Annotated in this window: 23 protein-coding genes; 8 read left to right on the top strand and 15 right to left on the bottom strand. The window is 64.8% G+C overall.

Features of this window, described 5'->3' with window-relative positions:
* Positions 1–204 precede the first annotated feature (204 nt).
* Positions 205–417 (bottom strand): PLDc N-terminal domain-containing protein, encoded by a 213-nt coding sequence (locus IEX43_RS20550; protein WP_377102484.1) that lies wholly within the window; start codon positions 415–417, stop codon positions 205–207.
* A 201-nt stretch (positions 418–618) separates the two neighbouring features.
* Between IEX43_RS20550 and IEX43_RS05440 the strand changes: the two genes are divergently transcribed.
* Positions 619–1,266 carry a leucine-rich repeat domain-containing protein gene (locus IEX43_RS05440; protein WP_188809403.1) on the top strand — a complete coding sequence of 216 codons (648 nt, stop codon included), beginning with the start codon at positions 619–621 and terminating at the stop codon, positions 1,264–1,266.
* A 150-nt stretch (positions 1,267–1,416) separates the two neighbouring features.
* Here IEX43_RS05440 and IEX43_RS05435 read toward each other — a convergent pair whose 3' ends face one another.
* On the bottom strand, positions 1,417–1,563 hold the full coding sequence (locus tag IEX43_RS05435) for a hypothetical protein (protein ID WP_188809402.1): 147 nt from the start codon (positions 1,561–1,563) through the stop codon (positions 1,417–1,419).
* A 189-nt stretch (positions 1,564–1,752) separates the two neighbouring features.
* Here IEX43_RS05435 and IEX43_RS05430 point away from each other — a divergent pair, with 189 nt between their 5' ends.
* A complete protein-coding gene (locus tag IEX43_RS05430) occupies positions 1,753–2,391 on the top strand; it encodes a hypothetical protein (protein ID WP_188809401.1) in 639 nt (212 codons plus the stop codon).
* Between the two features lie 200 nt (positions 2,392–2,591).
* On the opposite strand, the gene pheT is transcribed toward IEX43_RS05430, so the two are convergent.
* Together pheT and pheS are read right to left on the bottom strand one after the other, a co-directional pair.
* Positions 2,592–5,135, bottom strand: coding sequence for a phenylalanine--tRNA ligase subunit beta (gene pheT, locus IEX43_RS05425; RefSeq protein WP_188809400.1), 2,544 nt, complete (start codon positions 5,133–5,135; stop codon positions 2,592–2,594).
* A 2-nt stretch (positions 5,136–5,137) separates the two neighbouring features.
* On the bottom strand, positions 5,138–6,199 hold the full coding sequence (gene pheS, locus IEX43_RS05420) for a phenylalanine--tRNA ligase subunit alpha (protein ID WP_188809399.1): 1,062 nt from the start codon (positions 6,197–6,199) through the stop codon (positions 5,138–5,140).
* A 212-nt stretch (positions 6,200–6,411) separates the two neighbouring features.
* On the opposite strand from pheS, the gene IEX43_RS05415 reads away from it, so the two are divergent.
* From IEX43_RS05415 to IEX43_RS05405, 3 genes are all read left to right on the top strand, one after another.
* Positions 6,412–6,897, top strand: coding sequence for a hypothetical protein (locus tag IEX43_RS05415; RefSeq protein WP_188809398.1), 486 nt, complete (start codon positions 6,412–6,414; stop codon positions 6,895–6,897).
* A 3-nt stretch (positions 6,898–6,900) separates the two neighbouring features.
* Positions 6,901–7,593, top strand: a complete 693-nt coding sequence (locus IEX43_RS05410) for an SIMPL domain-containing protein (RefSeq protein ID WP_188809397.1) — start codon at positions 6,901–6,903, stop codon at positions 7,591–7,593.
* A gap of 79 nt (positions 7,594–7,672) precedes the next feature.
* Entirely contained in the window at positions 7,673–8,785 is a 1,113-nt protein-coding gene (locus IEX43_RS05405) for an Rv2578c family radical SAM protein (protein ID WP_188809396.1), read from the top strand.
* Here IEX43_RS05405 and IEX43_RS05400 read toward each other — a convergent pair.
* Complete coding sequence (locus IEX43_RS05400; RefSeq protein ID WP_188809395.1) at positions 8,782–9,231, bottom strand: (deoxy)nucleoside triphosphate pyrophosphohydrolase; 450 nt, start codon at positions 9,229–9,231, stop codon at positions 8,782–8,784. The genes IEX43_RS05405 and IEX43_RS05400 overlap by 4 nt on opposite strands.
* A 162-nt stretch (positions 9,232–9,393) precedes the next feature.
* On the opposite strand from IEX43_RS05400, the gene IEX43_RS05395 reads away from it, so the two are divergent.
* Together IEX43_RS05395 and IEX43_RS05390 are read left to right on the top strand one after the other, a co-directional pair.
* Positions 9,394–10,602: an MFS transporter gene (locus IEX43_RS05395; RefSeq protein WP_188809394.1), complete on the top strand. Its 1,209-nt coding sequence runs from the start codon at positions 9,394–9,396 to the stop codon at positions 10,600–10,602.
* Between the two features lie 157 nt (positions 10,603–10,759).
* The gene (locus tag IEX43_RS05390) at positions 10,760–11,035 is read left to right on the top strand and encodes a GlsB/YeaQ/YmgE family stress response membrane protein (RefSeq protein WP_188809393.1); all 276 of its coding nucleotides are present in this window, start codon (positions 10,760–10,762) and stop codon (positions 11,033–11,035) included.
* A gap of 122 nt (positions 11,036–11,157) precedes the next feature.
* Here IEX43_RS05390 and IEX43_RS05385 read toward each other — a convergent pair whose 3' ends face one another.
* The 4 genes from IEX43_RS05385 to infC all read right to left on the bottom strand — a co-directional run bounded on the left by IEX43_RS05385 (position 11,158) and on the right by infC (position 13,938).
* Entirely contained in the window at positions 11,158–12,063 is a 906-nt protein-coding gene (locus IEX43_RS05385; protein WP_188809392.1) for a TrmH family RNA methyltransferase, read from the bottom strand.
* A 63-nt stretch (positions 12,064–12,126) separates the two neighbouring features.
* Complete coding sequence (gene rplT, locus IEX43_RS05380; protein WP_013600575.1) at positions 12,127–12,513, bottom strand: 50S ribosomal protein L20; 387 nt, start codon at positions 12,511–12,513, stop codon at positions 12,127–12,129.
* Positions 12,514–12,632: 119 nt separating this feature from the next.
* Positions 12,633–12,827: a 50S ribosomal protein L35 gene (gene rpmI / locus IEX43_RS05375; RefSeq protein WP_009358635.1), complete on the bottom strand. Its 195-nt coding sequence runs from the start codon at positions 12,825–12,827 to the stop codon at positions 12,633–12,635.
* Positions 12,828–12,942: 115 nt separating this feature from the next.
* On the bottom strand, positions 12,943–13,938 hold the full coding sequence (gene infC / locus IEX43_RS05370) for a translation initiation factor IF-3 (RefSeq protein ID WP_229666316.1): 996 nt from the start codon (positions 13,936–13,938) through the stop codon (positions 12,943–12,945).
* 387 nt (positions 13,939–14,325) lie between these two features.
* On the opposite strand from infC, the gene IEX43_RS05365 reads away from it, so the two are divergent.
* Positions 14,326–14,724, top strand: a complete 399-nt coding sequence (locus IEX43_RS05365) for a DUF1844 domain-containing protein (RefSeq protein ID WP_104189899.1) — start codon at positions 14,326–14,328, stop codon at positions 14,722–14,724.
* A gap of 154 nt (positions 14,725–14,878) precedes the next feature.
* On the opposite strand, the gene IEX43_RS05360 is transcribed toward IEX43_RS05365, so the two are convergent.
* From IEX43_RS05360 to hisB, 6 genes are read right to left on the bottom strand one after another with little or no spacing between them, the layout of a single operon-like run.
* On the bottom strand, positions 14,879–16,177 hold the full coding sequence (locus IEX43_RS05360) for an MFS transporter (RefSeq protein WP_188809391.1): 1,299 nt from the start codon (positions 16,175–16,177) through the stop codon (positions 14,879–14,881).
* Positions 16,178–16,231: 54 nt separating this feature from the next.
* On the bottom strand, positions 16,232–17,113 hold the full coding sequence (locus IEX43_RS05355; protein ID WP_188809390.1) for an SseB family protein: 882 nt from the start codon (positions 17,111–17,113) through the stop codon (positions 16,232–16,234).
* 14 nt (positions 17,114–17,127) lie between these two features.
* Positions 17,128–17,874, bottom strand: a complete 747-nt coding sequence (gene priA / locus IEX43_RS05350) for a bifunctional 1-(5-phosphoribosyl)-5-((5-phosphoribosylamino)methylideneamino)imidazole-4-carboxamide isomerase/phosphoribosylanthranilate isomerase PriA (RefSeq protein WP_188809389.1) — start codon at positions 17,872–17,874, stop codon at positions 17,128–17,130.
* A 39-nt stretch (positions 17,875–17,913) separates the two neighbouring features.
* A complete protein-coding gene (locus IEX43_RS05345) occupies positions 17,914–18,072 on the bottom strand; it encodes a hypothetical protein (protein ID WP_181038237.1) in 159 nt (52 codons plus the stop codon).
* Positions 18,073–18,885 carry an imidazole glycerol phosphate synthase subunit HisH gene (gene hisH, locus IEX43_RS05340; protein ID WP_229666315.1) on the bottom strand — a complete coding sequence of 271 codons (813 nt, stop codon included), beginning with the start codon at positions 18,883–18,885 and terminating at the stop codon, positions 18,073–18,075. It abuts the gene before it with no gap.
* The gene (hisB, locus tag IEX43_RS05335; protein WP_066274905.1) at positions 18,882–19,508 is read right to left on the bottom strand and encodes an imidazoleglycerol-phosphate dehydratase HisB; all 627 of its coding nucleotides are present in this window, start codon (positions 19,506–19,508) and stop codon (positions 18,882–18,884) included. The genes hisH and hisB overlap by 4 nt, the downstream gene beginning before the upstream one ends.
* Positions 19,509–19,561: the final 53 nt, after the last annotated feature.

The raw sequence follows: 19,561 nt of genomic DNA, 5'->3' as shown, positions 1-19,561 counted from the left end.
ATGGACGAAGCGGACCAATCCTACAAAGTCGTCACGAAACGTCCGGGACAGCAAATCCAGAGCCGTAGCCGCCCTCCCCTGGGTTCCTATAGCCTGAGCGAAGCGAGGACCTTTCTTAAAGGGTTGAGGAGGCTCCGCTCACTTAGGGTCCTGGACTAGAAGAGGCCGCTGCAGCTGACCCGCCTATGTCGCGGTAATGGTTCGTCAGAAGGAGCGGGATAGCCTTGGCTTTGCATAGAGCCAGGCAACTATCCCGAAAAGTGGCACGAAAGCCATCACGAGCACCCAGCCGATTCTGAAAGCTGGGTCTAACCGAGCGTTCCCTAAGGCATCAAAAATGCCCCAGATGATGGCCCCCAAGATGAAGACCACTGACGCCCCACCAAGTAGGGCTAAAACCCATTGCCAAAGTTCCATAATTCCCCCGTTGATGGTTCTTCCGACACTTTGAATATTCAGCAAAGCACGCCTTGGCCAAAAGAGATAGGAGAACGGGGCTCTAGCATCAGATGGGACCGTGTGCGAGCCAATCCTGTCCCGCACACGGTTCCCCATGGGACCGGCGTCTCGAAACTTAACCGCCTCGAAACACTAGGGTTCTGCGAGAGACTTGGGGTCATGGTTGCCCAACGAAGATCCGCTCAGTCTGGTGCCAAGTGGCGCTCGGAGCATGACGTGTGGATCGATCACGCATCGCTCGACCTCTCGGATGTTGATTGGCTCTCGGGTGTCCGGTGCCTGACGCTCTGGGCGGTAAAGATACCTTCGGGCTTGTTGGCGTCGCTGCCGCACCTAGAGCGGTTAGACCTCCGCGGGGGTTCTGGGGCGTCCATCGACGTGGTCAATGGTTGCTCGAAGTTGACCTATCTTGCTGTCAATCAGATTCGTGGTCTCCATGATCTGTCTGCTCTAAGTGCTCAAACTAACCTCCGGCTGCTGAGCCTCTACGGATTGCCTCAAGTGCGGACTCTTCCTTCGCTCGCTAGCCTTCTGCATCTCAAACGACTGGAGATCGGATCGATGAAAGGGCTGGCTGGGTTGGGTCCGCTCCTAGAGGCGCCGTATCTGGAGGAATTGTTGCTTTCCAAAGCAGTCGCCTTGAGTAGTACCGATCCGGAGGCAATCGCTGCCCACCCTTCGATCAGGGCCTTTGATTGGTTTGCAGAAGATGTACCGGACAAGACTTGGGCTCCGATCGTTGATCGAGTAGGGCGGCCAAAAGCAAGAGCTTTGAGTGCTTCGGATTGGTTCGATCAGAATCCGTGATCCAGCCCGTTCCAAATTCTTTGCTTCGATTAATCTTTGTTGATCAATATCTAGGAATGGCTGGCATGTAACGGGACCATGGTTCTGCCAAGAGCGGGGCGGGAACCTCGGCGACCAGACCGCGGAGGGATCCCCTTGAACGCGTCGCGCTCATTGGCATGCGCCGTCGACGATGGAGTCGAACTCGAAGCCTTCGCCTTGCTTCTCGGCGATCTTATTTGCCAAGCCTCCGGTGTGGCGGGCAGGATCAAACCCTTCCGGCAGTTTTACCCGAATATGTTCATTGCTGGAAGCCACGAGCTGCCTTTCGATGGTCCAGGTCTCTTGCCGGACCATGCCTAGGCAGCGCCCCGGCGGGGGCGCCGGTGTCCTTCCCCCGGCTAAGCTGGAGCCAAGTAGCCATTTAGGTGGGGGACCTCAATGACAGATCTTCAGCACGCCGAGACATCTGAAAGCACAACGACGTGGTCGCGGCGCTGTCGGCGTATGACGCTGATCTACGGCGTCGCAGTTTTCGTCTTCCAGCTGCCTTTGATTGTGGGTCTCTTCCTGCTCAGCTTTTGGCTCCTGAACGTTGCCGGGCCGCTTTTGCGAGGGGATGTCGCATTCGGCCATCCGGCTTACGAATATTTGCAGAGTTCGAAAGACCTGCTTGTCGCGGCCTTTGGAGTGCTGACGGCGACATTGGCACTCTCGTCGGTCCTGCTGCACCGCTGGTGGAAACGCTCCACGGCAGCCCTTGGTCCAATGCCGGCGGAGCTGCGTCCGAAGACCTTTAAGGCGTGGAACCGGCAGAGGCGAATCATGAAAGTGACCTACCTCGCGGCCGGGGCAGTACTCCTGTGGATATTGGTCCTGACGGTGACCAAGGTTGCCTCCGGGGTGCAGGCCTACGAGGCATGGATCGCCCTTGGCGAAGTCGGGTTCGACGATCCAGGCTACGACGAAGCACACTCCTTGCTCGATATGTCCATCGCCCTGGGCGGTGCCGGTGCTATCTTTTTCAGCATCCTCAGCGTTTCCTGCTGGCGTAACTACGGTCGGGCGCAACAGGTGCTGGGTCCAGAACCTGCCCGAGTCACGATCCGCGAATTGGACGAATTAAACGTCAACCAAAGGGATTAGTTAGCCGAGTGCATCGCGCCCGCTCAGGTTCCGCCTGAGGGCGGCCGCCCCTTCTCCTAATCCACTTCGGTGTCTCTAAACCTCTCCGCCTCAAAACCCTGGAGTTTCGAGACAGTTCGCGGCTCCAGCAACTGAAGATATGGGAAGGTCCCCGCAGCCCTGTGGCTGCGGGGACCTTCCCTGTTGATGGGTTTTTGTGGCTAGCGCTGGACGGCGCCGAAGCGCTCGGCCGCGAGTGCCACCGCGCTTTCCCGTGCGGCTGATGCCTCGTCCGCCGTGAGGGTCCGGTCGTTGGCGCGGAACCGAAGCCCGAAAGCGAGTGACTTCTTCCCTTCCTCGATGCCCTTGCCTGCATAGACATCGAAAAGCGCCACATCTTCCAGCAGTTCCCCGGCACCTTCGCGCAGGGCCGCCAGGACGTCGGCGGCGGGGACTTCAGCAGGAACCACCAGCGCCACATCCTGGGTGGCTACGGGGAAGGTGGAGATGTGGCGCGCCACGATCACGTCCGGCGCAGCGTCGAACAGCGCGTCGGCGTTGAGCTCCAGTGCCACCGAGCGTGCGGGCATGTCGGATGCCGCCAGCAGCTTGGGGTGCAGCTCACCGGCGTAGCCCACCACCTCCCCGTTGCGGAGTGACAACCGTGCTGCCCGGCCGGGATGGAATGCCTGGTGGCTGCCCTGGCTGACCAGGACCTCCACTCCCAGCACGTCCCCGGCCACACGGGCAAGGTCCAGCGCGTCAGCCCAGTCCCAGGGCCGCGGCGCATGGCCGGCCGCTGCCGGGGAATCATGTCCCGTGAGCACTGCGGCGAAGTGGAACGGCTGCGCCGGGACGCCGTCGTACAGTCCGTCCAGCACCTCATCGGAGGGCTTGACCCCTAGCGGCGGGATGGAGGCAGTGCCCACCGTGCCGCCGGGCAGGAACACCAGGCCTGATTCGAAGAGTGCCAGGTCGCGGAAACCGCGCGAATGGTTCCGCTTGGCCACCTCGATGAGCCCCGGCAGGATGGACGTGCGCAGGAAGCCTTGCTCTTCGCTGATCGGGTTCGCCAGCTTGACCGCGGTCCGGTCCGCCCCTTGTTCGGCTACACCGAATGTGTCATTGGCCGACTTGGACACGAAGGGGTAGGACAGGACTTCGGTGAGGCCTGCATCCGCCAGCGCCTGGATCAGGCGGCGGCGCTGTTGCTGCACCCGCGTCAGGCCGCGACCGGGAGGCGCTACCGGAAGCGTGGCGGGAATCTTGTCGTAGCCCACCAGCCGGGCAATCTCCTCGGAGAGGTCCTCCTTGGTTTCCAGATCGTTCCGCCAGCTGGGGGCCGTAACGGTCCAGCCGCCGTCGTTCTTTTCCACCGCGGCGCCAAGGTCCTCCAGGGACGTGACGATCTGCTCTTCGGTGAAGTCGATGCCGATGCGGGCGGCAGCGAAGGCCTGCGGAAGTTCGATGCTGACGGAGCCCGGGGCGTTCCCCACATCGGTACCGGCCTGGTCCGCCGTTCCACCGGCCAGCTCGACGAGCAGGTCAACCACCCGCTGGGCGGCGATGCCGGCCACGTGCCAGTCCACGCCGCGCTCAAACCGCTTGGACGCTTCAGACGGCAGCTTGTGGCGGCGCCGGGAACGGGCAATGGACACCTCGTCGAAGTGCGCAGCTTCAACCAGAACGGTCGACGTCGAATCCCCCACCTCTGTTGCGGCGCCGCCCATCACCCCGGCGATGCCGATCGGTCCGGAGGCGTCCGTGATCAGCAGATCCTCGGCGTCGAGGGCGCGTTCCTTGCCATCCAGGGTGGTGATCTTCTCACCGGCCAGGGCCCGGCGCACCACGATGTCCCCGGACAGCGTGTCCTTGTCGTAGCAGTGCGTCGGCTGGCCGAGTTCCAGCATCACGTAGTTGGAAATATCCACCGGCAGGGAGATGGAACGGATGCCGGCAAGGCGCAGCCGGGAAACCATCCACGGCGGCGTGGGCTTTGTGGCGTCCACGCCGCGGACGGTGCGGGCTACAAACCTGTCACATCCGGGCTTCCCGTAGATGGGGGCATCGTCATTGATCTTGACGCCGTAACCGCCGGAAAGCTCCGCAGGAGCGGTAACGCGGGACGCGGGGTCCGTGAAGGTGGTTCCCGTGGCGTGGGCGTACTCGCGGGCAACCCCGCGGATGGAGAACGCGTAGCCGCGGTCCGGCGTCACGTTGATCTCGGCAGCCTGGTCGTAGAGGCCCAGGAGCTCCATCGCATCAGTGCCGATTTCCGGATCCAGCCCGATGCGGGACAGCACCAGGATGCCGTCGTGGTCCTCGCCGATGCCGAGTTCGCGGACGGAGGCGATCATGCCTGCTGACAGGTGCCCGTAGGTCTTCCGGGCAGAGATGTGGAAGTTGCCCGGCAGCACGGCGCCCGGCAGGGTAACCACCACCTTGTCGCCCTCAACGAAGTTGTGGGCGCCGCAGATGATGCCCTGCACGCCGGAGGGGTCAATGCCGTCACCGGTGAGGGTCTGATCCTGGCCTTCAGGAACCACCCGGACCTGGCACCAGTTGATGGTCTTGCCATTCGTCTGGGGCTCCTTGACCAGGCTCAGGACCTGGCCAACCACGATGGGCCCCTGCAGGGTGTCCGTGGGGCGGTGGACGTCCTCTTCTTCAAAACCGACCTTGACCAGCTCGGTCATGACGTCTTCTGCCGTTGCTCCGGCAGGTACCTCTGCGAATTCACGCAGCCAGGAAAGTGGGATACGCACTGTTAGATCTCCATCCCGAAGTGCTCGCTGAAACGTACATCGCCTTCGATCATGTCGCGCATGTCCCCCACTTCGTTGCGGAACATAAGGGTGCGCTCAATGCCCATGCCGAAGGCAAAACCTGAATACACGTCCGGATCGATGCCGGCTGCCCGGAGCACACTGGGGTTGACCATGCCGCATCCGCCCCACTCGATCCAGCGCGGGCCGCCCTTGGCGCCGGGGTGCCAGATGTCCAGCTCCGCTGACGGTTCCGTGAACGGGAAGTAGTTGGGACGCAGCCGGATCTGGGCTTCGTCGCCGAACATCTGCCGTGCGAAGTGCTCGAGCGTGCCGCGGAGGTCCGCCATGCTCAGGTGCTTGTCGATGGCGAGGCCTTCGAACTGGTGGAACACGGGAGTGTGGGTGGCGTCCAGCTCATCAGTGCGGAATACCTTGCCCGGGCACAGCACGTAGATAGGCAGCTCGCGTTCGAGCATGGAGCGGACCTGCACCGGCGAGGTGTGCGTGCGCATCAGCAGGTGCGCTTCGGGCGGTTCCACGAAGAAGGTGTCCTGCATTTCGCGGGCGGGGTGGTCCGGCTTGAAGTTCAGGGCGTCGAAGTTGAACCATTCCGATTCGACTTCCGGCCCCTCGGCGATTTCCCAGCCCATGCCCACAAAAATGTCCGCCACGCGGTCCTGGAGCGTGGAGAGCGGGTGCCGTGCACCGGCACGACGGCGGCGCGGCGCGGCGGTGACGTCCACGGTCTCTTCCAGGAGGATGCGGGCGTCGTTTTCCGCTTCCAGCTCTGCCGTGCGGTCGGCGAGCGCCTTGTTGACCCGTCCGCGAGATGCGCCCATCAGCTTTCCGGCAAGGGCCTTCTGTTCCTTGGGCAGCTTGCCTATCTCACGGTTGGCGAGGCTGAGCGGGGACTTCTCGCCGGTATGGGCGAGCCGCACCGCCTTCAGCTCATCAAGGGTGCCCGCGCCGGCAATGGCGGCGACGGCCTGGTCTACAGCGGCAGTGATGGCGGCTTCATCCGTGGGGTTCGGGATGGCGGCGCCCGGCAAAGTTTCAGTCATCTACTGTTCTTAGCTACGAGTCGTGGCTGCCGGTGAACGGGGCAGCCCTGCACGGTTTCCCGGCGGCGCGTCCGTCACTGGCAGGTCATGGATGAATGTCCCCAATGCCAACTGTGCATTCCGGTTCATTCAATGACCAGGTCAGGGCACACCGGTTGAGCCGGCGGCCACTGCCCTCCAGTCTAATTGAAGGCTCCGGCTACCATAGCCTCATGACAGTTCCGCGGCGCCCGGGAGCCCAGAAGCGCCTCACCGCTGCGCAGAGACTGCGGCAGGCAGCGAACCTGGCCAACGGCAGCACTGTCCTTGGCGTGGCCGTGGCCCTTGCCGCGCGCACCCGGATCAGCAGCGGCCCCCGTGGACTGATCCTTGCGTCCGGGTACAGGCCGCGGCTGCCTTTCGCCGGAGCTTTTACCCTGGGCAACGTGGTGTTGTGCCGGTGCACCGCCGCCGAGTTATTGTCCCGCCCGGCCCTGCTGGGCCACGAGGAGAAGCACTGTACGCAGTACGCCTGGTGCCTGGGCGCGCCGTTTCTTCCCCTGTATTTCCTTGCCGCAGGCTGGTCGCTGGTGCGCTCCGGCAACCCGGGGACGCGCAACATCTTCGAGCGCCACGCCGGCCTTGAGGCCGGCGGATACCCGGCAGTCGGAACCCGGCGCCGGCCTCCGCGCCGCCGCCCGTCAGAAGTGGAGGTTTAACCCATGGCCACTGCGTACAACGCCGATGAAGCCGGTCGCGGTGCCACCCGCGGCAGCGCTTCTTCCGGCACGGTCCGAGTGTCGGGAGCGGGCTCGGCGGAAGCTGCGCCTGACCTTGCGGTGGTTTCGATCGGGGTGGAGTGCCGGGCCGATTCGGTCGGGCAAGCCTACGCGCGGGCCGGAACGGGCTCAGACGCCGTGACGGCCTCCTTCCGCAGGCATGGGGTGGCCGATTCCGACATCCGCACGTCGGGCCTCAACGTCCGCGCGGACCTCGCCTGGCGGGAAGGCGAAGGACAGCGGGTCACCGGATACGTGGCAGTCAGCACCCTCACTGTGAAGCTGCGGGACCTGGGTTCCGCCTCAGCCGTCATCTCGGAAGCAGTTGAGGCGGGCGGAAACGATGTCCGGCTGAACGGCGTGGAACTCACCTTCAGCGATGACGCGGCTGTGCGGGCACGCGCCCGGGAGGCCGCCTGGCTGGACGCCCTCAGCACCGCCACGCAGTACGCGCAGCTTGCCTCTGCCCGGCTGGGACGGGTGCTTTCCGTAACGGAGGACGGACCGGCCCGCGGCCCGGTGCCGCTGCCCCGGATGCAGCGGGCTGCTGCCGTTGAATCCCTCAGCGTGGAGGCCGGCAATTCCGTGGTGGACGCGGCAGTAACCGTGGAGTGGGAACTCCTGGCCGGCACCTAGGTGTACCCCGTGCTGGGGACCAGCCGGCTTCTGCACTCCATGCTTGACTTTTATTCGAACATAGATTCGAATGGACGGCATGAGATGGGACGCACAAGCACTGATGCCCCGGCCAGCGGAGACGGCTGCGCCAACCCCATCCCCCGCATTGCTTCCCCTGGCCGGCCTGGTCCGCTCCATCACGACCCCCGAGTTCGCTGGCATCACCTTCCATGAGGTCACCGCTAAATCGGTGCTCAACAAGGTGCCTGCCGGTTCACGGATGCCCTTTGAGTGGACCATCAACCCCTACCGGGGCTGCAGCCACGCCTGCGTGTATTGCTTTGCCCGCAAGAGCCACACCTACCTTGATTTTGACGCCGGGCTGGACTTTGACAGCCAGGTGGTGGTGAAAGTCAACGCTGCCGAGGTCCTCCGGAAGGAACTGGCTAAGCCATCGTGGACGCGTCCGCAGGTTGCCTTGGGTACCAACACGGATCCTTACCAGCGGGCTGAGGGCCGCTACCAGCTCATGCCCGGCATCATCACCGCACTTGCCGAGTCCGGCACTCCCCTGTCCATCCTTACCAAGGGGACCCTGCTTGCCCGCGACATTCCCCTGCTCAAGAGCGCGGCCGCCGAGGTGCCTGTGGGCATTGGCATTTCCCTGGCCATGACAGACGAAGCCCTGTCCGAGGCCATTGAACCTGGAACGCCCGGACCCCGGGCGCGCCTCAAGCTCGTTTCCCGCCTTCGTGAAGCCGGCCTGCCCTGCGGTGTCATGGCCATGCCCATCCTTCCGTGGCTTTCGGACAGCGATGAGGCCCTTGACGCGCTGTTTGCGTCCTTGGCGGCTGCGGGCGCAACCGGCGTCACGGCCGGAGCCCTGTACATCAAGCCGGGGACCAGGGAGTGGTTCATGAAGTGGATTGCCGCCAACCATCCCGGGCTGGCGGGCCGCTACCGGCGGCTCTACGGGACAGGTTCGTACGCGTCCAAGGAATACCGCTCGTGGCTTGCGGGCAAAGTCCGGTACTTCAAAGCCCGCCACGGGTTTACCAACACGTCCGGCTTCAGCCACAGGGATCTTGAGGACGATCCCCGGGGTGAGGAAGCCGAATATCCCGCAGGCATCATCCCCCAGGCGGCAGCACCCGGCCAGGCACTGTACGGAAAGAAGGCAGCTTTTGAGGGACAGGCAACGCTCTTCTAGGACCGTGCGCCTTCTGCCTTGACGGCGACGGCGCCAAGCAGGGCCCGCACTATCGGGAAGTCGGCGGGAATCCACGGCAGGTCCAGGACGCAGCTGTGGTTCTCCAGCGCCACCCACCGAAGTTCATCGTGGTCCTCCAGTGGCTTCGGCTGCCCATCGGAAATTTCCGCAAACCACACCCGCATGCTGGCCCGGTGGTTTAGTGGCCAGCCGCCCGGAACCTGCGAGGGGAGTTCAGCGCCGAGCCGGACCCCTATCCCCAGCTCCTCAAGCAGTTCGCGGGCCAGCGCCGCCTCCGGCTCCTCGCCGGGTTCCACTTTGCCGCCTGGGAACTCCCAGAGTCCTGCCAACTGCTCCGGAGCGCTGCGCCGCGCCACCAGCAGCATGGAGGGTTCCGCCAGGCTGTCCACGACGGCCCCGCCTACCACCTGTATCTGTCCGTTCACCGCCCCATTCTATGGGGGACAATGAAAGGACCAGCTGCAAATATCCTCACGCCACGGGAATACTGATTCCCTTTTCCGGGTTGTTTGCAGGGTCCGGACTTCATCAGCCCCACTGCCGTGGCACTAGTCCACCACCACTTTCATCCTTCGAAAAGCAGGCTTATGAGCAGCGTCCTCCAAACGTCCACGGCAGCCCCCGCCCGATCCACCAACGTGGCCATGGCCATCGTCGCCCTTGCCATGGGAGGTGTTGGCATCGGGGTCACGGAGTTCACCATGATGGGCCTGCTAAGGGAAGTAGAGCAGGGCCTTGGAGTTTCCACGCCGGAAGCAGGCCACCTCATATCCGCCTACGCCCTGGGAGTCGTGGTGGGAGCCCCGCTGCTGGCCGCAGTAGGTGCCAAACTCCCCCGCAAGCACCTGGCTCTCGGACTGATGATGTTCTTCACGGTGGCCAACCTGGCGTCATTCCTGGCCCCGGATTACGGAACAATGCTGCTTTCGCGCTTCGCCGCCGGCCTGCCGCACGGCGCATTTTTCGGGGTGGCAGCAGTCATCGCCGCCTCGCTGGTGCCACCCACGCGGCGCGGCTGGGCCATTTCAATGGTGATGGCCGGCCTGAGCATTTCCAATGTGGTGGGAGTTCCGTTTGCCACCTGGATGGGACAGACCTACGGCTGGCGACTCCTCTTTATCCTGGTGGGACTGATCGGCCTGCTGACCCTTGCCCTGATATGGAAGTTCGTCCCGTTCCACAAGGCCCACCCGGATGCGAGCATCCGGCGCGAACTGGGCGCGCTCAAACGCCTGCAGGTGTGGCTGGCCATTCTGATCGGAATCGTGGGCTTTGGCGGCTTCTTTGCCACCTACACCTACATTGCCCACACCATGACCATGGTGGCGGGCATTCCGTCCTCACTGATTCCCCTGGTAGTGGCGCTGTACGGGCTGGGGATGGTGGCCGGCAACATCGTGGGCGGCCGGATTGCGGACAGGTCCGTGATGGGCACCCTCTACAAGGTGCTGCCCGGCATCGCCGTTGCCCTGGTGGTGTACGCCGTGGCCGTCCAATGGCCGTGGTCCGCATTTGTCATGGTGTTCGTGGTGGGTGCTTCCGGGTCCATGCTGATCCCCGCACTGCAAACCCGGCTCCTGGACGCGTCCCCGGATGCCCCTTCCCTCGCATCATCGCTGAACCATGCGGCGCTGAACGTCGCCAACGCCCTCGGGGCATTCCTGGGCGGACTGGTGATCGCCTTGGGCTGGGGCTACACAGCCCCCGCATTGGTAGGTGCCGTCCTCGCCCTGCTGGGGCTCGGCGTCGCGATCACCAGCGGACTGCTGGAGCGGAAGAGGCCGCTGGCCGCCTGATCCCCGGAGTGATGATTCACTCGTGTCCCGGCACCCGGCCGCCCTGCCCGCCGGCCTACCGGGTCAACTGCCTGGAGGCCTGCTGACTTCAGGGCGCCCGTATGTTAGCTTGAGCCACATCGGGACCTTAAGATCCCGGTCACTATAAGGAGGAGACATGGGTTTTCTTGCTTGGATTATTCTGGGCCTCATCGTAGGGGCCATTGTTAAGGCTGTCATGCCCGGCCGGGTTGGCGGCGGCTGGGTAACCAGCCTGGTGCTGGGCGTCGTTGGCGCCATCGTCGGCGGCTGGATCGGAAGCCTCCTGTTCAACAGGGGCGATCTTGCCTTCTTCGACCTCGGCACCTGGATTCTCGCTATCGTCGGCGGCCTGGTTGTGGCCGGCATCTACGGAGCTGTCACCGGTCGCGGCAAGGCCACCCGCGCACCCTGACCCGCTCCCAGGAACAACATCAACAAGCAAGGGCTCCGGTGAACCGGAGCCCTTCAATGTTTAATCCCGCCTCTCTGACGCGCGCCCACCGCCTGAGGCAGAGGCAGCCGGGGCGTCCAATGCTAGGCCGTGACCGGGAGGTGCTGGGAGCGCGCGCTGGCATAGAGGCAGACCGTAGCCGCTGTCCCCAGGTTGAGGCTTTCCGCGGAGCCATACACCGGCACGGCAACCCGGTGGTCCGCCAGCGCGAGCTCCTCCGGGGACAAGCCCTGGGCCTCATTGCCGAACAGCCAGGCGGTTGGCTGCTCCAGGGCGTACTCGGATGCCGGACCTTCGCCGGTCAGCCGGCGCCGGGCGTTCTCGTCCTGCAGGGTGTCCAGGTTGAGGGTCCCATAGCCGTCCGCTGCCAGGACGCCGATCCCCCTGGCACGGCAGGCGGCCGCAAGTTCGTCAATGTCCGCGCCCAGCACCACAGGAAGGTGGAACAGCGAGCCTGCTGTGGACCTGACGGCCTTGGGGTTGTAGATGTCAACGCTGGAGGCCGTCAGTATAACGGCGTCGGCTCCGGCCGAGTCGGCCGCGCGCAGGACCGTACCGGCGTTGCCGGGGTCGCGGACCTGGCAGAGCACGGCAACCAGGCGGGGGCCGGCGTCGAGCACTTCCTGCAGCGTCACGTCAAGGAAACGGCAGACGGCGACGATCCCCTGCGGGTTGACGGTGTCCGCCATGGCAGCCAGGACCTCGTCGGTGGCAAGGCGGGCATTGACTCCCTGGGACAGTTCCTCGAATTCCGGATGCCGGTCCAGGCAGCTTTCACTGGCGAACACTTCGGTGACCACGCCTTGCTGGCCATCGGCCACCCGCTGCTGATGGAGCCGGAGCGCTTCGCGCACGGCCTGGGGTCCTTCGGCAAGGAACTGTCCGCGCTTTAAACGGGCCGGGCGCCCGGCAAGTTTTGCCACGTCCTTCACCCGATCAGCTCGGGGATTGGACAGTGGAAAATCTTGCGGGCGCCCGGTTTCGTTCATACAAGAACTTTAGTGGCTGCTGCCACCGGTTCTTGAACTGTCCCTGACGGGAACAGCCGGTTGCTAGGCAACAGCCTTCTTGGCGGAGGTGTCGGCAGGCAGGGAATCCTTGGCAACCTTGACCAGCGCTGCGAAAGCGTTGGCGTCGGAAACGGCCAGTTCGGCCAGCATGCGGCGGTCAACCTCAACCTCAGCGGCCTTCAGGCCCTGGATCAGGCGGTTGTAGGTGAGTCCGTTGGCGCGGGACGCAGCGTTGATGCGCTGGATCCACAGGCGGCGGAAGTCGCCCTTCTTCTTCTTGCGGTCGCCGTAGCTGTACACAAACGAGTGCAGCAGCTGCTCTTTGGCTTTGCGGTACAAGCGTGAACGCTGTCCACGGTAGCCCTTTGCGCGTTCAAGGATAACCCGGCGCTTCTTGTGGGCGTTGACCGCCCTCTTCACACGTGCCACGTGCGTACTCCTTCGAAAATTCTGCTCCCAAGCATCTACTGCCGGTAGTCCCGGCGGCCTGAGAAGGCTTTTTGGTAGGTGACTTACACCAGGTGGTGGTCAGTCAAAGAACTTGGAAACTAGATGCCGAGCATCTTCCGGATGACCTTGGCGTCGCCCTTGAAGACGATCTTGTCGCCGGCGAGGCGGCGGGTCAGCCTGGAGGACTTGTGCTCGAGGTAGTGGCGGCGGTTGGCCTGCTGGCGGCGCAGCTTGCCGCTGCCAGTCAGCTTGAAGCGCTTCTTGGCACCACTGTGGGTCTTCATCTTCGGCATGGGAACCGATCTCCTTACGTTCCGCAGGCTGGGCCTGCAGCTCTATCGCGCAGCTGCCCCTCAGGGCGGCGTGCTGGTTGCTGACAGCCGGAGGGCGACCTCCGGCAGCTGTGGACTAAGTGGTCTTCTTGCCGGCCGGCTTGGGCGCTGCCTTGGGGGCGGGCCGTGCGGCAGGCTTCGGTGCAGCGGGCCTGGCCACCGGCTTCGGCGGAGCAGGCACTGCTGCGGGCTTCGGCGCGGCGGCCGGAGCAGCAGCAGGCTTCGCCGCTGCGGCCTTCGGTGCCGGTGCCGCCTTGGGCTCTGCTGCCTTGGGAGCAGCAGCCGCCTTCGGAGCGGTGGCCTTGGGGGCCTCCTGTTTCGGGGCTTCGGCCTTGGGGGCTTCCTGCTTGGGTGCCTCGGCGGCTTTGGGGGCCTCCTGCTTCGGAGCAGCGGGTTCGACGACGGCGGCCGGCTCCTGCACAGGCGCTTCGGCTTCCGGCTCGGTGTTGATGGCGAACCCCTCCGGGAGCAGATCCGCGAGTGACTGGGTCAGGGGCGCCTGATCATCGCCGGAGGTGTCAACGCGGCCGGAAGCCTTGGCTTCGTTCTCCGCCTTTGCCTCGGCTCGCTGCGTAGCGCGGCGGGCTTCGGCCTTGGCCTCCGCCTTGTTCTTCAGCGGGCCAACCACCATGACCATGTTGCGGCCGTCGATGCGGGGGCTGGACTCAACAACGCCAACTTCCGCAACGTCGTCGGCGAAGCGCTGGAGCAGGCGGATGCCCATTTCCGGACGCTGCTGCTCGCGGCCACGGAACTGGATCATGGCCTTGACCTTGTCCCCGGCGCCGAGGAAGCGCAGTGCGTGCCCGCGCTTGGTCTCGTAGTCGTGGGTATCGATCTTCAGGCGGAAGCGGATTTCCTTCAGAACGGTGTTCGTCTGGTTCTTCCGTGCTTCACGTGCCTTAACCGCGGCCTCGTACTTGTACTTGCCGAAGTCCATCAGCTTGCACACCGGAGGCTTCGCCTGAGGTGCAACTTCAACGAGATCAAGGTCGGACTCGGCAGCCAGACGCAGGGCATCCTCAATACGGACGATTCCTACCTGTTCACCTGCAGGGCCGACCAGCCGCACCTCGGGGACGCGGATACGCTCATTGATTCTTGGCTCGCTAATGTTAAAGCTCCTGTTTTTGTTGTGGAATCCGGCAAATAGAGAAGGCCCCCAATTGCCGGAGCAATCGAAGGCCTCTAAAAGATCGGATGCAGGTCCCGCGAAAGGGACTGCGCACACAGTTCCGGCTCATGCCGGCGCCATGCCCAACCAGGTACCCGGCAACCTTGAGTTCCAAAAGGTTGGAACAGCGGCTGGCGCGGGTGGGAGAGAACTCCGCTTGCAAACTGCATGCCATCTTACAGAAAAAATTCCCGTCAACGCTGTGCAGCGCCGGTGGGAACCCTGATCGTTTCGAACAATCTCTGAAATAACGACATCCAGTCGGTCTGTGTCAAGCTTACCAGTATGAGCACCCCAGACAGTAATTCATACGTTTTCGAGCCTGCGGCGGATGAGGCAGGTGCCGCCGGCGACGTCTCGCAGCACATCCGCGACATTTCCGAAGTGCCGGCGATCGAGGTCATCACCACAGCCGCCGTCCACCTGATGAGTGCAGCCGCAGTGAAGCTGGGGCTCGCGGCCGAGGACAACGCGGAAGAACTGAAGGACCTGGACGAGGCCCGGAAACTGATCACCGCCCTGGCCGGCCTGGTGACCGCCGCCGCCCCGGAGATCGGTTCCCAGCATGCCGGACCCTTGCGTGACGGACTGCGGTCCCTGCAGCTGGCGTTCCGCGAAGAGTCTTTGATCCCCGATGCCCCGGGCAAGGGCCCGGGCGAGAAGTACACCGGGGCAGTGAACTAGGAAAGAACCAGCCCAATCACTTGACGACGGCGGGACGGCCTTCACGGCTCGTCCCGCCGTCGCGCTTTTAATGGAGTTTTTGTCCAGATATGCAGGCTTTAGCGCCTCGGAAGCCTGCATATCTGGACAAAAACTCCGCCTAGTGGGTTGGGAATTACTGGGCTTTGATTCTGCCCCGGCGGCGCTGCTGGAGGATAAGGCCTGCGAAGCAAAGCGCGACGCCGGCAACACCCACCGAAACGAAGCCTCCGGATGGGCCCGTGCCGTCGATGAAGACACCCGCGAGCGGTGCACCCAGAGCCACGCCGCCGGTCAGTGCCGAGCCGTACCAGCCCATGGCCTCCCCGCGGCGCTCCTCAGCCACCAGGTCCGCAACTTTTTCCGACGCGGAGGACAGCACGGGCGCGCAGAGAAGTCCTGGCAGGATCGCTGTGAACGCCAGCGCCCACGTATCATGCGCGAAACCCATCGGGATTGTCAGTGCAGCCATTCCGAGCAGCAGGAGGATGGGCGAGACCGGGCGGTGCATGGCCCCGTAGATCAGGCCTCCCACCACGGACGCGGCACACCAGAAGAGGAAGACGATGCCGATTTCCGCCTGGCGTCCCCCCGTTTCCAGGGCGGCGACAATGCCGACGTCGGTCCCGCTCAGCACCATGCCCGCCCCTGCCGCCACGGCAAAGACGGCCGCCACGGTGGCGGTGAACCAGGCGAAGTTGTGGGCTACCTTGCCGCGCAGGCCCGGCCCGCTGCGTGTTGCGCCCGCAGGTACCAGTTCAGCCGCAGCCTCCTGCAGGTGGGCAGGGGCGGCGGATACCACGGCGGCCTCGGCGGCGTGGCGCTCATCGGCGCTGCATTCCTCGTCCTGCACCGGGCTTCGGGTGGGCGGGTTGAACCACATCAGGAACAGCCCGGCCAGTGAGGTGGAAACTCCCACTATGGTGAGGCCCAGCACCGTGAAGCCGCTGGTGGCAACGATGGCGCCTGCAGCGGGACCGATCATGAACACCACCTCAGTGGTAATCGCGTCGAGGGCGAAGGCGGTACGGCGCTGGTCGCCGTCGGCCAGCACGCCCAGGGACTGGCGCACCACGCTGAAAATGGGAAGCGTGAGCAGGCCGCCCACAAACACCAACGGAAGGAGCCACTGGTAGGACACGTGCGGAACAACGGACCAGATGACCGCTTCCGAGATGACGGAGGGAATGAGTGCTGTCCGGAGGCCCACGGTGTCAACCCGCCTGCCGCGCCAAGGTGCACCCACGGCAATGCCGATGGTCATGACGGCCGCGGCAGCGCCCGCGGCGGCGTACCCCTGGTCCAGGCTCAGGACGATGTGCAGGGTCAACAGCACCCCGGCAGCGGAGTGGGGAATGCGGGCAACCATGCCCACCAGCAACAGCCGGCGGATAGGCCGGACGGCGAGCAACTCCCGGTAGAGAGCGAAATTCACGGAGTGATCCTTAGGTCTGCCGCAGTGGCTGGGGATCACCCCGCTGGCTGCCGGCTAGTGGTCTGCACGCCTCAACTTGATGTCGATCGAGTCGACGCGCTCCCCAAACAATACATTCCGGGACCATTGGGCCTGGAGTCCGGCCACCAGCTCCTGGACCCCCGCGGCATCCAGCCCGTCCTCCAGGTAAAGCACCACCTGCAGTTCCGGCCCGGCGCCGCCGCCTGCTGCCACGGTCCCGTCGGCGGCACGGGCGGCCACTCCCCTGCCTGGTACCAATTCGAGGTTCCGGACGGCGGGAAAACCGGCGGCCGCCCTGCCCATCTCGGCAGCGAGTCCCTGGTCTCTGTATGAAGGCGTCCACTGCTGCTGCTGGGCCAGAGCCCACACGGCAGGGCGCCGCACCACGAACGTGAAGGCAGAGCCCGGATCAAGAACCAGGAGCTCTGCGCCTTCGGCGACGGCAGAGAGCGCGGCGCGTGCGGCGTACACGGCAACGGGTCTGGCTCCGGGATGCCAGGCGGACAGGGCCGCTGTGGAGGTGAAGGCGGGCATTGCTGTCCTCCCGTCAGCGGCTTTGAGCGTTACCAGTGCCATGTCGGCCTGCTTGTCGGCCTGCAGGCCGTTCTGGCCTTCCGCTTCCTCCGCGAGCTGGGCCACGATCGGGATGAACACCCGTGCGGTGGCCAGCGAGGCGACGACGGCCGCCTCGTCCCCGGTTCCGTCCCGGAGTGCCGCTATGGCGGCAAGGTAGTCAGCGCTGGCCGTCCCGTCGTCGTTCTCGAAGTTGTGGATCCTGGCGTCGTCGCCGGCCAGGCTCCGGCCCGCCCAGGGCTGCCCTGCGGAGTCCGTGGAGCCGCCGGCACCTGCCAGCGCCGCAGCGATATGCCCCGGCAACTGGCGGGGTGACGGAGTGCCTGATTCGTTGCTGGCCATGCCGGCGTGCGCCCTTAGCGGCGGCCGGCAACGTCGAGGGCTTCGGGCAGCGTAAAGGCGCCGGCGTAGAGGGCCTTGCCCACGATCGCCCCTTCAACGCCCAGCGGCACAAGCGAACGCAGGACCTTGAGGTCGTCGAGGCTGGAGATGCCTCCGGAGGCGACAACGGGCTTGCCCGTTTTCTCCACCATCTGGCGGAGGAGTTCCACGTTGGGCCCCTGCAGCGTGCCGTCCTTTGTTACGTCCGTGACCACGTAGCGGCTGCAGCCGGCTTCCTCGAGGCGGCCCAGGACCTCCCAGAGGTCTCCGCCTTCCTTCGTCCAGCCGCGGCCGGCCAGCGTGGTTCCGCGGACGTCGAGTCCGACGGCGATTTTGTCACCAAAGCGCTCGATGGCACGGCGGGTCCATTCGGGGTTTTCCAGCGCGGCGGTTCCCAGGTTCACGCGGGCAACGCCCAGATCCAGCGCCGCTTCGAGGGTCGCATCGTCACGAAGCCCGCCGGACAGTTCCACCTTGATGTCCAGCCGGCCCACAACTTCGCGGAGCAGCTCCGCGTTTGAGCCCCGCCCGAAGGCTGCATCCAGGTCCACGAGGTGAACCCATTCAGCTCCCTGCTCCTGCCAGTTGAGTGCCGCTTCGAGCGGGGTCCCGTAGCTGGTCTCACTGCCCGCTTCGCCCTGCACCAGCCGGACGGCCTGGCCGTTGACGACGTCGACGGCGGGCAGCAGTTCGAGAACGGGAAGGTCAGTTGAAGTGGTCATGGTGAATCCTCAGGGTGGGGGCAGGATGGCCTGCCGCGGTCAGTTGCCCGGCAGCGTCAGCAGGTAGGCGGCGAGCAGCGACATGCCCGCAAGAACATAAAACGAAATCTGGGTCCAGAGCGGCTTGTGCTGCTGCCTGAAAGACAGTGCACCGCCGACGAGCACGCCGGCAAGCCCCATCAGGAGAACGGACCACATCTAGGCGGAGCCCTCTTCCGAAACCGGCGCCCCGCCGTGGGCCGAAGTATTGTTGGCCTGCGTGCTGTCCGACTGGCTGCTGTCGGACTGGCCGCCGTCAGCGGGCCTGCGGAGGGCTTCCACCCAGTTGTGGAGCAGGCGCGCGCCCGCATCACCGGATTTCTCCGGGTGGAACTGCGTGGCGCAGAGCGGGCCGTTCTCGACGGCGGCAATGAACGGAGCGCCGTGCTCGGACCAGGTGACCAGGGGCGCTGCCATCCGTGGCTGGATGACATCGAAGGTCCATTCCTGGACCCCATAGGAGTGCACAAAGTAGAACCGCTCGTTTTCGACGCCGGCAAACAGCTTCGACCCTTCGGGCACCTTGACGGTGTTCCAGCCCATGTGTGGCACCACGTCGGCCGGCAGGAGTTCCACCTTGCCGGGCCATTCACCCATGCCTTTAGCTTCGGTGCCATGCTCCACTCCAGCCTCAAAGAGCACCTGGAGGCCCACGCAGATGCCCAGGACCGGCCGCCCGCCGGCCACCCGCCTGCCAATGAGGCGGATGCCGTCCACGGCTTTGAGCTCGCGCATCACGGTTTCGAAGGCTCCGACTCCGGGGACCACAAGGCCGTCGGCGTTCAGGACGTCCTCCGGCTTTGAGCTCAGGATGACTTCTGCACCGGCCCGTTCCAGCGCCCGCACAGCGGAGCGGACGTTCCCGGAGCCGTAATCCAGGACCGTGACGGTGGGCTTGCCCTCGGGCGAGGGCAGTTTCCGGGAGGCCGAGGGATCCACGATGGCACCGTCCCGCAGGACCTGGCCGCTCACAGCGCACCCTTGGTGGAGGGGATCCCCTCAACACGGGGATCCGGTTCCACAGCAGCACGGAGCGCCCGCGCGAACGCCTTGAACTGGGCCTCGACGATGTGGTGCGGATCGCGGCCTGCGATGACGTTCATGTGGAGGCAGATGCCCGCGTGCAGCGTGATGGCCTCGAATACGTGGCGGGTAAGTGACCCGGTGAAGTGGCCGCCGATCAGGTGGTATTCCTGGCCTGCGGGCTCGCCGCCGTGCACCAGGTAGGGACGCCCGGAAACATCGACGACGGCGTGGGCCAGGGCCTCGTCAAGGGGGACGGTGGCCTCGCCAAACCGGCGGATGCCGGCTTTGTTCCCCAGCGCGGTGCGCAGCACCTCTCCGAAGGTGATGGCGACGTCCTCCACCGTGTGGTGGACGTCGATGTGGATGTCGCCTGTGGCTTTGACGGTCATGTCGATCAGCGAGTGCTTGCACAGCGCCGTGAGCATGTGGTCGTAGAACGGTACCGACGTGTCGATGTCCGAGGTGCCGGTGCCGTCCAGGTTGATTTCCACGAGCACGGACGACTCACTGGTGGCACGTTCCATGCGCGCAGTGCGGGCCGCAGCCACGTTCGATCCGGTGGTACTCATGCGTTGGGTCCTTTTGGGCAGAAGGGGTGGTTCAGGGCGTCCAGCGCCGCTGC

Origin of the sequence: Pseudarthrobacter polychromogenes, assembly GCF_014644495.1 — a bacterium.
GTDB classification, from domain to species: Bacteria; Actinomycetota; Actinomycetes; order Actinomycetales; family Micrococcaceae; genus Arthrobacter; species Arthrobacter polychromogenes.
The sequence above is the reverse complement of the archived record's forward strand: the minus strand, read 5'-3'. Positions and strand labels throughout refer to the sequence as shown.

Excerpts from the sequence above, each read along its gene's own strand:
- IEX43_RS05390 (WP_188809393.1), top strand. The coding sequence starts at position 10,760 with ATGGGTTTTCTTGCTTGGATTATTCTGGGCCTCATCGTAGGGGCCATT.
- IEX43_RS05365 (WP_104189899.1), top strand. The coding sequence starts at position 14,326 with ATGAGCACCCCAGACAGTAATTCATACGTTTTCGAGCCTGCGGCGGAT.
- IEX43_RS05355 (WP_188809390.1), bottom strand. The coding sequence starts at position 17,113 with ATGGCCAGCAACGAATCAGGCACTCCGTCACCCCGCCAGTTGCCGGGG.
- IEX43_RS05430 (WP_188809401.1), top strand. The coding sequence starts at position 1,753 with ATGACGCTGATCTACGGCGTCGCAGTTTTCGTCTTCCAGCTGCCTTTG.
- IEX43_RS20550 (WP_377102484.1), bottom strand. The coding sequence starts at position 417 with ATGGAACTTTGGCAATGGGTTTTAGCCCTACTTGGTGGGGCGTCAGTG.
- IEX43_RS05395 (WP_188809394.1), top strand. The coding sequence starts at position 9,394 with ATGAGCAGCGTCCTCCAAACGTCCACGGCAGCCCCCGCCCGATCCACC.
- IEX43_RS05345 (WP_181038237.1), bottom strand. The coding sequence starts at position 18,072 with ATGTGGTCCGTTCTCCTGATGGGGCTTGCCGGCGTGCTCGTCGGCGGT.
- rpmI (WP_009358635.1), bottom strand. The coding sequence starts at position 12,827 with ATGCCGAAGATGAAGACCCACAGTGGTGCCAAGAAGCGCTTCAAGCTG.
- IEX43_RS05405 (WP_188809396.1), top strand. The coding sequence starts at position 7,673 with ATGAGATGGGACGCACAAGCACTGATGCCCCGGCCAGCGGAGACGGCT.
- hisB (WP_066274905.1), bottom strand. The coding sequence starts at position 19,508 with ATGAGTACCACCGGATCGAACGTGGCTGCGGCCCGCACTGCGCGCATG.
- IEX43_RS05440 (WP_188809403.1), top strand. The coding sequence starts at position 619 with ATGGTTGCCCAACGAAGATCCGCTCAGTCTGGTGCCAAGTGGCGCTCG.
- pheS (WP_188809399.1), bottom strand. The coding sequence starts at position 6,199 with ATGACTGAAACTTTGCCGGGCGCCGCCATCCCGAACCCCACGGATGAA.
- IEX43_RS05410 (WP_188809397.1), top strand. The coding sequence starts at position 6,901 with ATGGCCACTGCGTACAACGCCGATGAAGCCGGTCGCGGTGCCACCCGC.
- priA (WP_188809389.1), bottom strand. The coding sequence starts at position 17,874 with ATGACCACTTCAACTGACCTTCCCGTTCTCGAACTGCTGCCCGCCGTC.
- IEX43_RS05415 (WP_188809398.1), top strand. The coding sequence starts at position 6,412 with ATGACAGTTCCGCGGCGCCCGGGAGCCCAGAAGCGCCTCACCGCTGCG.
- IEX43_RS05385 (WP_188809392.1), bottom strand. The coding sequence starts at position 12,063 with ATGAACGAAACCGGGCGCCCGCAAGATTTTCCACTGTCCAATCCCCGA.